This is a genomic window from Haloarcula regularis, assembly GCF_029338315.1.
In the GTDB taxonomy this organism is placed as follows: Archaea; Halobacteriota; Halobacteria; order Halobacteriales; family Haloarculaceae; genus Haloarcula; species Haloarcula regularis.
In genome coordinates this window covers 545,191-557,768 of the sequence record NZ_CP119794.1, presented here as the reverse complement: position 1 = coordinate 557,768, position 12,578 = coordinate 545,191, and the positions used below count along the sequence as shown (strand labels likewise).

16 protein-coding genes and 2 pseudogenes are annotated in these 12,578 nt (G+C 67.3%); 11 read left to right on the top strand and 7 right to left on the bottom strand.

The window, feature by feature from the left end:
- Nucleotides 1-30: 30 nt before the first annotated feature.
- A complete protein-coding gene (locus tag P1N55_RS02975) occupies nucleotides 31-510 on the bottom strand; it encodes a GNAT family N-acetyltransferase (protein ID WP_276277515.1) in 480 nt (159 codons plus the stop codon).
- Nucleotides 511-644: 134 nt separating this feature from the next.
- Here P1N55_RS02975 and P1N55_RS02970 point away from each other — a divergent pair.
- Nucleotides 645-1,740, top strand: a pseudogene (locus P1N55_RS02970) (DoxX family protein).
- A gap of 50 nt (nucleotides 1,741-1,790) precedes the next feature.
- On the top strand, nucleotides 1,791-3,251 hold the full coding sequence (locus P1N55_RS02965) for an RtcB family protein (protein ID WP_276277514.1): 1,461 nt from the start codon (nucleotides 1,791-1,793) through the stop codon (nucleotides 3,249-3,251).
- A 14-nt stretch (nucleotides 3,252-3,265) separates the two neighbouring features.
- On the opposite strand, the gene P1N55_RS02960 is transcribed toward P1N55_RS02965, so the two are convergent.
- Nucleotides 3,266-3,703 (bottom strand): type IV pilin N-terminal domain-containing protein, encoded by a 438-nt coding sequence (locus P1N55_RS02960; protein ID WP_276277513.1) that lies wholly within the window; start codon nucleotides 3,701-3,703, stop codon nucleotides 3,266-3,268.
- Between the two features lie 86 nt (nucleotides 3,704-3,789).
- Between P1N55_RS02960 and P1N55_RS02955 the strand changes: the two genes are divergently transcribed.
- Entirely contained in the window at nucleotides 3,790-4,641 is an 852-nt protein-coding gene (locus P1N55_RS02955; RefSeq protein ID WP_276277512.1) for a translation initiation factor eIF-2B, read from the top strand.
- 42 nt (nucleotides 4,642-4,683) lie between these two features.
- Here the strand turns inward: P1N55_RS02955 and P1N55_RS02950 are convergent, their stop codons facing one another.
- Nucleotides 4,684-4,878 (bottom strand): hypothetical protein, encoded by a 195-nt coding sequence (locus P1N55_RS02950; RefSeq protein ID WP_276277511.1) that lies wholly within the window; start codon nucleotides 4,876-4,878, stop codon nucleotides 4,684-4,686.
- Between the two features lie 207 nt (nucleotides 4,879-5,085).
- On the opposite strand from P1N55_RS02950, the pseudogene P1N55_RS02945 reads away from it, so the two are divergent.
- Nucleotides 5,086-6,074, top strand: a pseudogene (locus P1N55_RS02945) (mechanosensitive ion channel family protein).
- Here P1N55_RS02945 and P1N55_RS02940 read toward each other — a convergent pair.
- Nucleotides 6,035-6,478, bottom strand: coding sequence for a universal stress protein (locus tag P1N55_RS02940; protein WP_276277510.1), 444 nt, complete (start codon nucleotides 6,476-6,478; stop codon nucleotides 6,035-6,037). The pseudogene P1N55_RS02945 and the gene P1N55_RS02940 sit on opposite strands and share 40 nt — an antisense overlap.
- Before the next feature lie 128 nt (nucleotides 6,479-6,606).
- Between P1N55_RS02940 and P1N55_RS02935 the strand changes: the two genes are divergently transcribed.
- The 7 genes from P1N55_RS02935 (at nucleotide 6,607) to P1N55_RS02905 (ending at nucleotide 10,350) form a co-directional block, all read left to right on the top strand.
- The gene (locus P1N55_RS02935) at nucleotides 6,607-6,846 is read left to right on the top strand and encodes a DUF5816 domain-containing protein (protein WP_276277509.1); all 240 of its coding nucleotides are present in this window, start codon (nucleotides 6,607-6,609) and stop codon (nucleotides 6,844-6,846) included.
- A 72-nt stretch (nucleotides 6,847-6,918) separates the two neighbouring features.
- On the top strand, nucleotides 6,919-7,233 hold the full coding sequence (locus P1N55_RS02930; protein ID WP_276277508.1) for a DUF7116 family protein: 315 nt from the start codon (nucleotides 6,919-6,921) through the stop codon (nucleotides 7,231-7,233).
- A gap of 24 nt (nucleotides 7,234-7,257) precedes the next feature.
- The gene (locus P1N55_RS02925) at nucleotides 7,258-7,788 is read left to right on the top strand and encodes a mechanosensitive ion channel domain-containing protein (RefSeq protein WP_276277507.1); all 531 of its coding nucleotides are present in this window, start codon (nucleotides 7,258-7,260) and stop codon (nucleotides 7,786-7,788) included.
- Between the two features lie 40 nt (nucleotides 7,789-7,828).
- On the top strand, nucleotides 7,829-8,743 hold the full coding sequence (locus P1N55_RS02920; protein WP_276277506.1) for a metal-dependent hydrolase: 915 nt from the start codon (nucleotides 7,829-7,831) through the stop codon (nucleotides 8,741-8,743).
- Between the two features lie 85 nt (nucleotides 8,744-8,828).
- Complete coding sequence (locus tag P1N55_RS02915; RefSeq protein WP_276277505.1) at nucleotides 8,829-9,449, top strand: hypothetical protein; 621 nt, start codon at nucleotides 8,829-8,831, stop codon at nucleotides 9,447-9,449.
- On the top strand, nucleotides 9,446-10,114 hold the full coding sequence (locus P1N55_RS02910; RefSeq protein ID WP_276277504.1) for a hypothetical protein: 669 nt from the start codon (nucleotides 9,446-9,448) through the stop codon (nucleotides 10,112-10,114). The genes P1N55_RS02915 and P1N55_RS02910 overlap by 4 nt, the downstream gene beginning before the upstream one ends.
- Nucleotides 10,115-10,149: 35 nt before the next feature.
- Nucleotides 10,150-10,350, top strand: coding sequence for a dodecin (locus P1N55_RS02905; protein WP_276277503.1), 201 nt, complete (start codon nucleotides 10,150-10,152; stop codon nucleotides 10,348-10,350).
- On the opposite strand, the gene P1N55_RS02900 is transcribed toward P1N55_RS02905, so the two are convergent.
- From P1N55_RS02900 to hisD, 3 genes are all read right to left on the bottom strand, one after another.
- Complete coding sequence (locus P1N55_RS02900; RefSeq protein ID WP_276277502.1) at nucleotides 10,351-10,671, bottom strand: hypothetical protein; 321 nt, start codon at nucleotides 10,669-10,671, stop codon at nucleotides 10,351-10,353.
- 158 nt (nucleotides 10,672-10,829) lie between these two features.
- Nucleotides 10,830-11,204 (bottom strand): HesB/IscA family protein, encoded by a 375-nt coding sequence (locus P1N55_RS02895; RefSeq protein WP_276277501.1) that lies wholly within the window; start codon nucleotides 11,202-11,204, stop codon nucleotides 10,830-10,832.
- A gap of 42 nt (nucleotides 11,205-11,246) precedes the next feature.
- Nucleotides 11,247-12,518 (bottom strand): histidinol dehydrogenase, encoded by a 1,272-nt coding sequence (gene hisD, locus P1N55_RS02890; protein WP_276277500.1) that lies wholly within the window; start codon nucleotides 12,516-12,518, stop codon nucleotides 11,247-11,249.
- Nucleotides 12,519-12,578 lie beyond the last annotated feature (60 nt).

Here is a 12,578-nt window from a genome sequence, read left to right as displayed (position 1 = left end):
CGTTGGTCGGTTCCACTCAAAAGCGTTCTCCTAGCCGCGCAGCAACTTCGACAGTTTGTCCCGAATCGTCTCCTCGCCCAGGCGGAGGTAGTAGGCGTCGCCGCCGTCCTCGTAGTAGTTGTCGATGCGACGCCGAATCTGGAAGCCGATGTGTTTGTAAAATCCCAGCGCCTCCTCGTTAGTCGTCCGGGCGTGACATGTCACGGTGCCGTAGTCCTCGGCGACGCGGGCGATGAGCCGCTTGCCGAACCCGTGACCGCGGTACTCGTCGTCGACGGCGAGAAAGAGTATGTAGCCGTCGCGCCGGACCGCCGCGAACCCGACCAGGCGGTCGTTCGAGCGGTCGATGTAGAGATACACCGTCGAGCGGCGGTACGCGTTGCGGAAGAACCCGTGTCGCTGGCGGAGGACTCCCTCCGACTGGCGGATGTCCTCCTTGAGCCGCCAGGCAGCATCGACGTAGTCGTCGCTGCCTCGCTCTACGATGCGCGTTTCGACGTTGACGCTCACTGGGGAGTACCTACCGCGGGGACGACCATAATTCCACCGCCCTGCCGGTGCTACGGGACCTCCGACCGCAGGACCGCGTGTGCCCCTCCGGCACACAAGGACAGGGTTAGGTGTCTGTGCCCGTACTCTCCCCCATGTCCCTCCGCCGGAGCGTTCGCCCTTTCGCCGCGGTCCTGCTGGTGCTCGCGTTCAGTCGCCCGGTCGCCGGCCACGTCGACTACGTCACCGACGGGCCGGGAGCGGCCGTCGACGCGGTCGAGTTCGCACTCGCGGTGCTGTCGAACCCGTTCAACGCGGCGCTGTTTGCCGGTGCCGGCCTCCTGACTGTCGCCGGGACCGCCGGCTACCTCTGGGCTCGGCCCACGATACCCGACATCGTGGTCCTGCGGAACACCCTCGCGGGCTATGCCGACCTCGTCCCCTGGATGATTCGCCTCAGCGTGGGCCTGCCGCTCGTCGGCGCCGGATTTCAGGGGTACAGTTTCGCGCCGATCGTGGCCTTCTCGACAACGGCCAACCCCGGCCTCCGGGTGCTGTTCATCGGCCTCGGGTTCGTCCTCCTGTTCGGTCTCGCTGTCCGCATCGCCAGCGCGGTGGGCCTGGCGACCTACGCCTGGACGCTTACCGTCGACCCCGCCGCCGTCATCGCTATGGAGTTCGTGCCGGCCTTCCTCGCACTGCTGATTCTCGGCGGCGGTCGGCCCAGCGCCGACCAGATGCTCCAGCAGGTCGCCAGCACGGAGGGGACACTCTACGGTCGCTTCGACCCGATCCACCTCCTCAAGGGCTTCCTCGACGACGTGACGGCCCCGTACCGCCGGTACGTCCCCGTCGTGCTCAGGGTCGGTGTCGGGGCGACGTTCGTCTACCTCGGCCTGTTCCAGAAAGCTCGCGACGCCCGGGAGCGCCCTGCTCGTCGTCGAGAAGTACGACCTAACCGCCGTCGTCCCAGTGGACCCCGGACTGTGGGTGCTCGGCGCGGGCCTGACCGAAGTCGCCGTCGGCCTCGCGTTCGTCGTCGGCCTGTTCACCCGCGGGGCCGCCGCCGTCTCGTTCCTGCTGTTTACGACCACGCTCTTTGGCCTGCCCGACGACCCGGTCCTCGTCCACGTCACCCTCTATGGCCTGGTCTCGGCGCTGTTCACGCTCGGGGCCGGCCCGCTCTCTATCGATCACTGGATCGGACGCCCGGCCGTCACCGACGGGGCGTCGCCTGCGGCGGCCGACTGACGCCCTGCCGTTGCACAGGTGACATTAGCCTGCGGGTCGGAGTGTCGAACATGACCACCTACGAGGCCGGCGACGTCACGCTCGAGAAGGTCCGGGACTACGTCTGGGAGATTCCCAAGCAGGGCGGGATGCGCGTGCCGGCGCGCGTGCTCGCCAGCGAGGCGCTGCTGGACGAGATAAGTGACGACAAGACGCTCGAACAGCTGCGAAACTCCGCCCACCTCCCGGGCGTCCGGAAGTACACGCTCTGTATGCCGGACGGCCACCAGGGCTATGGCTTCCCGGTCGGCGGCGTCGCCGGCATCGACGCCAAGGAGGGCTGTATCTCGCCCGGCGCGGTGGGATACGACATCAACTGCGGCGTCCGGATGCTGAAGACGAACCTGACCTACGACGACGTGCAGGGCCACGAGGAAGAACTGGTCGACGCGCTGTTCGACGCCGTCCCGTCAGGGCTGGGCGGTGGCGGCGTCCACGAGGGCACCGTCGAGGACGTCGAGGCGATTCTCGAACGCGGGATGGACTGGGCGCTCGAACACGGCTATGCCGTCGAGGACGACCTGGCCCACTGCGAGGACGAGGGCTACCGGCCGGAGGCGGACGCGTCGAAGGTCTCCGAGAAGGCCAAGAACCGCGGGCGCGACCAGGTCGGGTCGCTCGGGTCCGGCAACCACTTCCTGGAGGTCCAGCGGGTCACCGACGTGTTCCGGGCGGACGTCGCCGCGGACTTCGGCCTCTCGACCGACCAGGTGGTGGTCCTCATCCACTGTGGCTCCCGCGGACTCGGCCACCAGGTCTGTACGGACTACCTCCGGAAGATAGAGCAGGCCCACCAGGGTCTGCTGAACCAGTTGCCCGACAAGGAGCTGGCCGCCGCCCCTGCGGGGTCGCAACTGGCCGACGACTACTACGAGGCGATGTGTGCGGCCATCAACTTCGCCTGGGTGAACCGCCAGCTCGTGATGCACCGGACCCGGACGGTCTTCGAGGACGTCTTCGACCGCTCGTGGGAGGCCATGGGGATGCACTTGCTGTACGACGTCGCCCACAACATCGCCAAACGCGAGGTCCACGAGGTCGAGGGCGAAAAGCGGGAGCTGTTCGTCCACCGGAAGGGGGCGACACGCGCCTTCCCCGCCGGCCGGCCGGAACTGCCGCCCGCCTACGCCGACGTCGGCCAGCCCATCATCATCCCCGGGAGCATGGGCGCCGGGAGTTACGTGCTCCGCGGCGGCACCGAGTCGATGACGGAGTCGTTCGGGTCGACGGCCCACGGTGCCGGCCGGCTTATGTCGCGCACCCAGGCCAAACAGGAGTACTGGGGCGAGGACGTCAGAAACGACCTCCGGGAACACGAGCACGTCTACGTAAAGGCCCAGTCGGGCGCCACCGTCGCCGAGGAGGCCCCCGGCGTCTACAAGGACGTCGACGAAGTGGTTCGCGTCTCTGACGCGTTAGGCATCGGCGACAAGGTGGCCCGCACCTTCCCCGTCTGTAACATCAAGGGCTGACCCGGCGGGGACTGTCAGCCCCCGTTCCACTCGCTCAGCTTGGTCCGGTTGCCGCTCCGGTTGAGGTATATCGCTATCCGGTCGTCACGCTGGACGCTCTGCCCGTAAGCGTTCCCCGACCCGAGCTGTGTGATATCGCCAGGGCCGACCGTGGCCGTCTCGTTCCGGTTGGCCAGTTCCGCCCACGTGGCGTTGTTCCCCCGCCCGCGGAACTCGATGTTGCCCGCCTCGAGCTCGTCACCGCCGGCGTGGGTGACGATGAGGAGGCCGCTGCCCTCGACGTGGTCGTAGGTGAAGTTGGCCTGCGGGACGCCGCCGTCGTCCTCGCCGGAGAGGACGAGGACGTTCACCCCGACCATCGCCGTCACGGTTATCGTCAGGCCGATGAGCACCGCTACGCCGATGGCCTCTGACATCCCGAGCGTGTCGGTGCGCAGTCGTCGCCCACCCATCTCGTTCCACGGATGGGTGACCAGCGGTATAGGTCATTCGGGTCTCGTGGGGAAGACACATGACGGTCCGGGCCACAGCAGTTGGTATGATAGACGAGACGGTCAAGCAAATCGAGGAGATGCAGACCCACAGTTCTTCTGTCGTCGCCGTGAAAGCCGCCAAGGCACTCCAGACGCTGACCGAGCGGGACTATCCGACCGTGGAGGCGTACCTCCGGACCCTCGAACGGAACAGCCACGCCCTCCAGCGGGCGAACCCGTCTCACGCGTCGCTCCACACCACCCAGGAGGAGATCGTCCAGCGCGTCGGCGACGCGGACCCCGAGGACGTCGAGGCGGCGAAGGCCGTCACGCTCGCGGCCATCGACGACGTGGTCACCGACGTCGAAGGGGCGAAAGACCGGGCCGCCGAACGGGCGGCCGAGTTCATCGCCGACGACGACGTCCTCTTGCTACACGACTTCTCTTCGACTGTCATGGCCGCGCTGGACGAGGCGCTGGCCGGCGGCGCCACGTTCGAGATATACGTCACGGAGTCCCGACCCCGGATGCTGGGCCGGAAGGCGGCCCGCCAGCTCGCCCAGCGGGAGGGCATCGACGTGACGCTCATCGTCGACAGCGCGGCCGGCTACTACGTCAGCGAGTGTGACCGGGTCCTGCTGGGGATGACGTGTATCGTCGGCGACACGTACTACAACCGGGTCGGCACCTACCAGATATCGACGGCGGCGGTCGACGCCGGCGTCCCGATAACCGTCGTCGGCGCCGGCGCGAAACTCGTGGAGGGCGGGTTCGCCTTCAAAAACGAGTTCCGCCCCGTGGCCGAGGTGATGCGCGAACCGGCCGAGGGATTCGAGCTCGCGAACCCGGCCTACGACGCGACGCCGACGGAACTGCTCGACAGCGTGGTGACGGACGACCAGGTCTACGACTACTGACGGGCGTCGTCGGCCGCAGCGGCGAAAATCTGTTTTGCGTGGTCAGTCCGTGTCGACGACGGTCCGGCAGACCGGACAGCGGAGCTGCTCGTGGTCGCCACGCTCGTCGGACTCCCAGTCGTCTCGCAGGTCGATCTCGTGGCCGCAGTCGGGGCAAAACAGGACGGCTTTGCGTCGCTCGTCGGGGGGCGAGAACTCGTCGACGCCGTCCATGGTGAACGGCTCGGTGGAGGTCATCACCTAGAGGGAGGTGGCGAACACGGATATAAGTGTCGGGCAACTGTTTGATTGTTCACGACAGACCGCTCTCGTCTGGTGATTTTACTATCGTATAGATAGTTGATAACTCGTCTCATCCGTCGGTGGCCACGGGGACGATTCCAGGGGTCGAGCCCGCTGTTCCTGAGGGCAACCCTTTTCTCGGGGGCACGTGGATGGTGGGCTATGCGTGCCGGTTCCGTCTGGCTGTTCCAGACGACACCCACCGAGGCAGCCACGGACTTCGGCGGGTTGCTCCCCGTCGCCGTCCCGGTCTGGGTCAATCAACTGCTCTCGGCGCTGTTCGTGCTGGCCGTCGCCTTCGTCATCTCGCGCCTCCTCGTCCGGTTGCTCGGCCGGCGCATCGCCCAGCGCTTCCGCCGCCCCAGCCTCACCCGGACGGCGCTGCGGAGCATCCGCGCCTTCGTGTTCATCTTCGCGCTCCTGACGGTGATGAACATCTACGGGCTCCAGCTGGGCGACATCGCCCTATCGGTCACCGTCTTCTCGGCCGTCATCGGCGTCATCCTCGCGCCCATCGTCGGGAGCATCATCTCGGGGATGTTCCTGCTCGCTGACCAGCCCTACGAGATCGGCGACATGATCGAACTGGCCGACCGGAACCAGCGAGGGTTCGTCGAGGACATCACGCTCCGTCACACGAAGATATTCACGCTGGACAACACCTTCCTGGTGATTCCAAACGGCGAGATCCGCCAGCGGGACGTGATCAACTACTCCGCCGAGGACCCCCGGATACGGCTCTCACAGCAGTTCCTGGTCACCTACGAGAGCGACATCGACGAGGCACGGCGCCTCATCGAGCGCGGCGCACGGCGCTGTGACGACGTCATCGAGGGCGGCCCCGACATCCGTATCGGCGCCGCCCGGTACCCGGCGTCACCGACAGTCTACCTCGACAACTTCGCCGACCACGGCGTGTTGCTGACGCTCCGGTACTGGGCGATGGAACCGTACAAACTCCTTCGCGTCCGCTCGCGGATTCAGACGGCCGTCTGGGACGAGCTGGACGACGCCGACGTGGAGATCGCCTACACTCGCACCTGTACTTCGACGAGACCAGCGGCGAGATGCAGGTCTCGCTGGCCGACGACGCGCCGGCCGGCGGCGCGGGTCAGGCCCCGGAGGAACTCGACGAGGTGCGCGACGGCTGAGCGTCGGGGCTGACCGTCACGACGTCACAGTCGAGTTCCTCACGGAGGAAGTGGTCGATGTCCGGGTCGTCGACGAGTCTGCGGACCATCTTCCGCCACCGGCTGACCTGCTTGCTCCCGATGACGACGACGTCCGCGTCCTGGGCAGCCACCTCGTCCAGGATGGTCTCCTCGACGAGCAGGCCCGTCCGGACGACGTAACGGGTCCGCGGGAGGTGGCCGAACGACTCCTCGACGGCCCGCTTGAGGTCGGTGCGGGTCACGCGGGCGCCGTTCTGATAGAGATTCACGTGGAGAACTGTCAGGTCGGCGTCGTCCTCTGTTGCGACCTTGATGGCTTCCGCGAGCGTCGCTCGCGAGTTCTCCGACAGCGGATAGCGGACCGGGACGACGACCTGTTGCATCGACCGGTGGTTGGCTCTGGGTGTTTATATTCCTAGCGACAGGGACGTCTGCCTGCTGCGGGACCGGGACCACCGTCCGTGACTCCGGAGTCGTAGCACCTTAGCCCGTGGCCGACCTCCGGACACGTATGGACGCCTACGACGGGCCGACGGGGACGACGCTGTACGTCGATACCACCGACGGCGACATCGGGACCAAGGGACCGTTCTACGTCGTGTATGCCGACACAGCGGGCACGCGACGGTGGGGCTACTTCTGCAGTAACTGCGAGACGTTCGACAACGCCATGGACTCCATGGGGCGTATCCGCTGTAACGAGTGTAGCAACCTCCGGAAACCCGACGAGTGGGACGCCGCACACGAGTGACCGTTACCTGACTGTACGTGGATTCCTGTCAGTAGGAACGTTTATACCCTCCCCATTGGTACAGGTTGTCAGATGGGGGCCGTTACCACATCGCTAGGCGAGCAGGCTCGGTCGATATTCGACGAACTCGGTTACACCGTGTCGCGCACTGGCTCAGAGATCCGCGCGGAGTACAAGTGGCGCACCGTCACCGTCTCCGTGCTCGAACCGGACGAGATGCCACCTGAGACCGGCGAACTCCGGTGTTTCGTCACACGGGACGGTGACGTCGGCCGTCTCTATACCCGGTTGCGAGGGATGGACCTGTCCTACGAGTGGGCGCTCATCGGTGTCCAGGACGACGGGGAATACGAGGTGTTCCCCGCCGAAGCCACGCCCACATTTTAAGCCCGCGACGCTCGACTCGCCAGCGTGCAAGTCGACGTCCTCAATCGCGCGTTCGAGCAGATCGTCACCAACGTCACCGACGCGCTGCCGGACATCATCACCGGCATCGTCTTCCTCGCGATAGCCGCGGTGCTCATCAAACTCGTCATGGCCGTCGTCAGGACGGTCCTCGACAACGCGTTACCCGGCGAATCGCCCGTGTACCGACAGTTCATCGCCGTCATGGTGCTCGTATTCCTGTGGTTCGCGGCCGTGCTCTCCTTTCTCTCTATCGTCGGGCTCACCGCTATCGCCGCGTCGCTCGGCACGGCGGCCGGGTTCCTCGCCCTGGGTGTCTCCTACGCCCTGTCGGGGATGATCGCCGACGCCGTCGCCGGCGTCTACCTCCTCCGGGACCCCGACTTCAACCCCGGGGACCAGGTCACCGCCGGCGGCATCACGGGCGAGGTCGTCGCCATCGAACTCAGGAAGACCCGGTTCCTGGTCGACGGCGACACCGTCGTCAGAGCCAACGCTGACATCGAGAAGCAGTGGACGAAGAAAGCCAGCACGTGACACAGGGATAGTTAAGAGTCCTGACCACAAAGTACCTTCAATGTTCGTCGGACACGGGTTGCTGGCGTTCTCGCTCGTTGCCCTCGCCGCGGACCGGTGGGGGCTCCCGCGAGCACGTGCGCTGACCGTCGGCGCGCTAGCCGCGCTCTTTGCCACCGTGCCCGACGTCGACGTCGTCTACGCGCCGGTTGGCCTCCTCCTGCGGTCGGTCAACTCGCTCGGCCCGGACGTGTTCTGGGAGACGGCCAACGTCATCCACCGGGGGCCGACTCACTCGCTCGTGATGGGGGCGGTCCTGGCCGTCGCCGTCGCCCTGTGGGTGTCCGGCCGCGACCCGGCGCGGGTGCTCTCGGTTGGCGTGGTGGGCGGCCTCGTCGCCGTCGCGACGCTGTTCAGCGGCGTGGTGGGCGGCCTCGTGGTCCTCGTGTACGGCCTGGGCGGCCTCGCGGTGGCGCTCCTGACCGAGCGCCTCGACGTGGGGCCGCGCCAGGCGCTGGCCGTCGCGATGGTCGGCCTGCTCTCACACCCCTTCGGCGACCTCTTCACCGGGTCGCCGCCGCCGTTGCTCTACCCGTTCGAGGTCACGCTGGTCGCAGAGCGGGTCCTCCTGCACCCCGACCCGACGGGCCACCTGCTGGCCGCGTTCGCCGTCGAACTGGCGACGGTGTGGCTGGCCGTCTGGACCTACGCGCGACTGCACGGGCACACCCTCACGGCGCTGGTCTATCCCCGCGCCTCGCTCGGTGCGGGGTACGCCGTCGCCGCGTTCGTCCTCCCCGCCCCGACGCTCGACCAGTCGGCGCACTTCGTGTTCAGCGTGCTGGCCCTCGGTGCGGTCGGGACGCCCGTCCGGTCGTTCAGCGAGGGTGTCGACTGGCTGCAGGCGCTCGTGACTGGACTCGCCGCCGTGACCATCGCCGCCGTGGCGTACACGCTGACCTACGGCCTGCTCTGACCCCGTCGGACGCGTCTCAATCGTCGCCCGGGTAGACTGTTCGATAGCCGATAGCATTTTCGGGGTCGGGTCGCTTGCAGAGAGTATGAGCCGGGACGTCACCGACCTCCTGCGCGACAAGCAACTGAACGCGTTGGTCGGGTGGATCATCGTAGCGGTCCTTTTCGCCGTGGCCGCGACGAGTCTTCTCGAGGGAAACATCCTCTGGACGGTGTTCGCCGCGACGGTGGCGGTGCTGGCGTCGTTACCGCCATTCCTGCTCGTCAATCGCTACGCGATGTTGCCCTGGGAGATACTCCTGCTCGCCGCTCTCCCGGTGGTCGGGCGCCTGTTCGCGACGGTGCCGGTCACCGGGAACCTGGCCAGTTATCTCTCGGTGGCGGCCATCGCGCTCATCATCGCCGTGGAACTCCACGTGTTCACGCCGGTCCGGATGACGCCCCGCTTTGCCGTCGTCTTCGTCGCCATCGCGACGATGGCCGCGGCCGGCGGGTGGGCCGTGCTCCGGTGGGGGGCCGACGTCCTGGTGGGGACGACGTTCGTCCTCGACCCGGCGCTGACCGAACACGAAATCGAGGAGGCACTGATGTGGGAGTTCGTCGCCTCGACCATCGCCGGGGTCGGCGCCGGTCTCGTCTTCGCGTTCTACGTCCGCCGCCAGTTGGGGACACGTCGGATACCGTCGGAGGTGCAACCGGAGCCATGAGACTCCGCGACCGCATCGGCATCGGCCGCCGGCGACAGCGCCAGATATCGCGGTTCCTGACGCTCTGTCTCGTGGGCATCTTCGCCATCGGCCTGGAGCGTGGTAACTTGGGTATCCTGGTCAACACGGGCATCGGCCTGCTGGTCACGCAGTTGCCGCCGCTGCTCGAGCGCGACTACGGCATCGCGCTCGACCCCGCCCTGACGCTATGGATCACCTCGGCCGTCTTCCTCCACGCGCTGGGGGTCGTCGGTCTCCCCGGCGCCGAGCAGAACTTCTACGCCACGGTCCCGCTCTGGGACAACGTGACACACGCGCTCTCGTCGTCCGTGGTCGCCGCCGTCGGCTACACGACGGTTCGAGCTCTGGACAGGCACTCCGAGGAGCTCTACCTCCCGCCCCGGTTCGTGTTCGTGTTCGTCCTCCTGTTCGTGATGGCATTTGGGGTCCTCTGGGAGGTCATCGAGTTCTCCGTCTCGCTTTTCGCCGAGTCAACGGGTAACCAGACGATTCTCACTCAGTACGGTCTCCGCGACACGATGCTCGACCTGGTCTTTGACACCATCGGCGCCGTCATCGTCGCCGTCTGGGGCACCGCACACCTCACGGACGTCGTGGGCCACGTCGAGGAGTGGCTGGAAGGGCGAACCGACCTCCGGCCGTAGTTTTATGTCGTCACCGGGCGACTCGACAGTACGCCATGGTATTCAAGAAGATTACACTAATCGGTACCAGTCCCGAGAGTTTCGACGCCGCCGCCGACGACGCCATCGAGCGTGCCGAACAGACGCTCGACAACCTGAAGTGGGTCGAGGTGGAGGAACTGGGCGTCGAGATAGCCAGTGTCGAGGGCCGTGAGTACCAGGCCGAAGTCGTCGTCGCCTTCGAGCTCGAGGAGTAATCAGCGGTCGAGTCGTGTCCACTCGACGCCGTCGTGGACGAGACTGGCGACGAGCACGCGGGTGGAACCGGTCACGGCGACGTCCCGATCGGAGCGGAGTCGGCCGTCGGGCGTCGATAGCGCGACCGTCACGGGACTGTCGCTCGTGAGGCCGTAGGTCCGGGGGAGGACACCCCCGTAGGTGACCCTCTGACCGCCGAGTACAGTCTCGCTTGCTTCGAACAGGACCGTCCTATCCAGTGTGACCCGGACAACGAGACTTCGGCGGGAGTCCCGCTCGTTTCGGAGTCGCAGTGACGCCCCTTCGTCGGGCGGAGCCATCTCGCCGTCGTCGAGACCGGGCGTCGTCGCGTCCGGCGACGGGACCGGTGCCGGGGTGACCGTGTCCGTACGGCGGTCGCTCAGGGTGGTACAGCCAGGCAGTCCGGCGAGCGAGCCCCAGCCCGGTCAGGACCGCACGGCGGGAACGTGTCGGCCGGTCAGGTCCGGAACGATTCGCCACAGCCACACTCGCTGACCACGTTCGGGTTCTCGACGTGGAAGCCCGCTCCCTGGAGGCCGCCCTCGTAGTCTAACACCGACCCTTCGATGTAGTCGATGCTCGCGCCGTCGACGAACACGCGCAGGCCGTTGCGCTCGAAGACATTGTCCTCGGTCTCGGGTTCGTGCTCGAAGCGCATCCCGTACGAGAGGCCGGCACACCCGCCCTGCTGGACGTACAGGCGCAGCCCCGCGACGTCGAGGTCCATCCCTTCGCTCTCCATGAGCTCGCGCGCCTCGGCTGCCGCCTGTTCGCTGACGGCCACGTTCGTCCCGCCCGGTTCCGGTTTGCCGTCGTCGGCGGTGCTACTCATGGGAGAACGTGCGTTCCGGAACGGGTTAACACTGACGCCGACCTACTCCTCCGAGCGCCTGCGGACGCTCTCGGCGTGGGCCTCCAGCCCTTCGGCCTCGGCGAGCGTCGTGATAGTCGCCGAGAGGTCCTCGAACGCGTCCACTGAGAGGCGCTGGACGGTCGTCGAGCGGACGAACGTATCGACAGAGAGGCCGCCGGTGACCCGCGCGGCCCCGCCGGTCGGCAGGACGTGGTTCGTCCCGGTTGCGTAATCGCCAGCCGCGACCGGGCTGTACGGACCGAGGAACACCGACCCCGCCGAGGGGATGCGCTCCAGGAGGTCCTCGTCGTTCGCGGCCTGTATCGAGAGGTGCTCGGCGGCGTACTCCTCGGCGAAGAGGACCGCCTCGCTCATCGAACGGGCGAGGAACACGCCCGAGGCGTCGTTCTCGAGGGCCGCCTCGATGACCGCCTGGCGCTCCCGGTCGTCGACCTGGGCCGCGATCTCGCCTACGACCGCCTCGGCGAGCGCCTCGTCGTCCGTCACGGTCACCACGGAGGCGTTCTCGTCGTGTTCGGCCTGGGCGATCATGTCCGCAGCGACGAACGCGGGGTCGGCCGTCTCGTCGGCGACGACCATGATCTCGGAGGGGCCGGCGAGGAAGTCGATTGCGACGTCGCCCCGGACCGCGGCCTTGGCGGCCGTGACCCAGCGGTTGCCCGGCCCGACGACGATGTCCGTCCCGCTGACCGTCTCCGTGCCGTAGGCCAGCGCGGCGATGGCCTGTGCCCCGCCCACCTGGTAGACGGCGTCAGCGCCGGCGACGTGGATGGCAGCGAGCGTGACGGGGTTGACCGGGTCTGCCGGCGGCGTCGCGACGGCGACGTGGTCGACGCCGGCGACCGTCGCCGGGATGACGCCCATCAGCGCGCTAGAGGGATAGGCGGCCGTGCCACCGGGCGCGTAGACGCCGGCGCTCTCCAGGGGGCGAAAGCGGCGCCCGAGCTCCCGGCCGTCGAAGTCCTCACGCCAGTCCTCGGGGACCTGGCGCTCGTGGAACTCGCGGATGTTCTCGGCGGCCGTCTCGATGGCCGACAGCACCTCGTCGTCGACTTCCTTCACCGCGCGTTCGGCCGCGTCGGTGATGTCGACGTTCCCCACTTCGACGCCGTCGAACTCGCTGGCGAAGCGCCGCAGCGCCACGTCGCCCTCCTCGCGGACCTGATCGACGATGTCGCGGACGTCGTCGCGCACCGCCTCGACCCCGGCGTCCCGGTCGAACAGCGCTGCCCGCTCGTCCGGCGAGAGATCGGCAACCGTACGTACGTTCATAGGCGACGTTCGTGACGCGTGGAAAAACGGGTTTCCCTTTCGACGGGGCCGCCGAGCGCG

Excerpts from the sequence above, each read along its gene's own strand:
- P1N55_RS02905 (WP_276277503.1), top strand. The coding sequence starts at position 10,150 with ATGGTATTCAAGAAGATTACACTAATCGGTACCAGTCCCGAGAGTTTC.
- P1N55_RS02900 (WP_276277502.1), bottom strand. The coding sequence starts at position 10,671 with ATGGCTCCGCCCGACGAAGGGGCGTCACTGCGACTCCGAAACGAGCGG.
- P1N55_RS02895 (WP_276277501.1), bottom strand. The coding sequence starts at position 11,204 with ATGAGTAGCACCGCCGACGACGGCAAACCGGAACCGGGCGGGACGAAC.
- P1N55_RS02935 (WP_276277509.1), top strand. The coding sequence starts at position 6,607 with ATGGACGCCTACGACGGGCCGACGGGGACGACGCTGTACGTCGATACC.
- P1N55_RS02960 (WP_276277513.1), bottom strand. The coding sequence starts at position 3,703 with ATGGGTGGGCGACGACTGCGCACCGACACGCTCGGGATGTCAGAGGCC.
- P1N55_RS02910 (WP_276277504.1), top strand. The coding sequence starts at position 9,446 with ATGAGACTCCGCGACCGCATCGGCATCGGCCGCCGGCGACAGCGCCAG.
- P1N55_RS02965 (WP_276277514.1), top strand. The coding sequence starts at position 1,791 with ATGACCACCTACGAGGCCGGCGACGTCACGCTCGAGAAGGTCCGGGAC.
- P1N55_RS02930 (WP_276277508.1), top strand. The coding sequence starts at position 6,919 with ATGGGGGCCGTTACCACATCGCTAGGCGAGCAGGCTCGGTCGATATTC.
- P1N55_RS02920 (WP_276277506.1), top strand. The coding sequence starts at position 7,829 with ATGTTCGTCGGACACGGGTTGCTGGCGTTCTCGCTCGTTGCCCTCGCC.
- P1N55_RS02940 (WP_276277510.1), bottom strand. The coding sequence starts at position 6,478 with ATGCAACAGGTCGTCGTCCCGGTCCGCTATCCGCTGTCGGAGAACTCG.
- P1N55_RS02950 (WP_276277511.1), bottom strand. The coding sequence starts at position 4,878 with ATGACCTCCACCGAGCCGTTCACCATGGACGGCGTCGACGAGTTCTCG.
- hisD (WP_276277500.1), bottom strand. The coding sequence starts at position 12,518 with ATGAACGTACGTACGGTTGCCGATCTCTCGCCGGACGAGCGGGCAGCG.
- P1N55_RS02915 (WP_276277505.1), top strand. The coding sequence starts at position 8,829 with ATGAGCCGGGACGTCACCGACCTCCTGCGCGACAAGCAACTGAACGCG.
- P1N55_RS02955 (WP_276277512.1), top strand. The coding sequence starts at position 3,790 with ATGATAGACGAGACGGTCAAGCAAATCGAGGAGATGCAGACCCACAGT.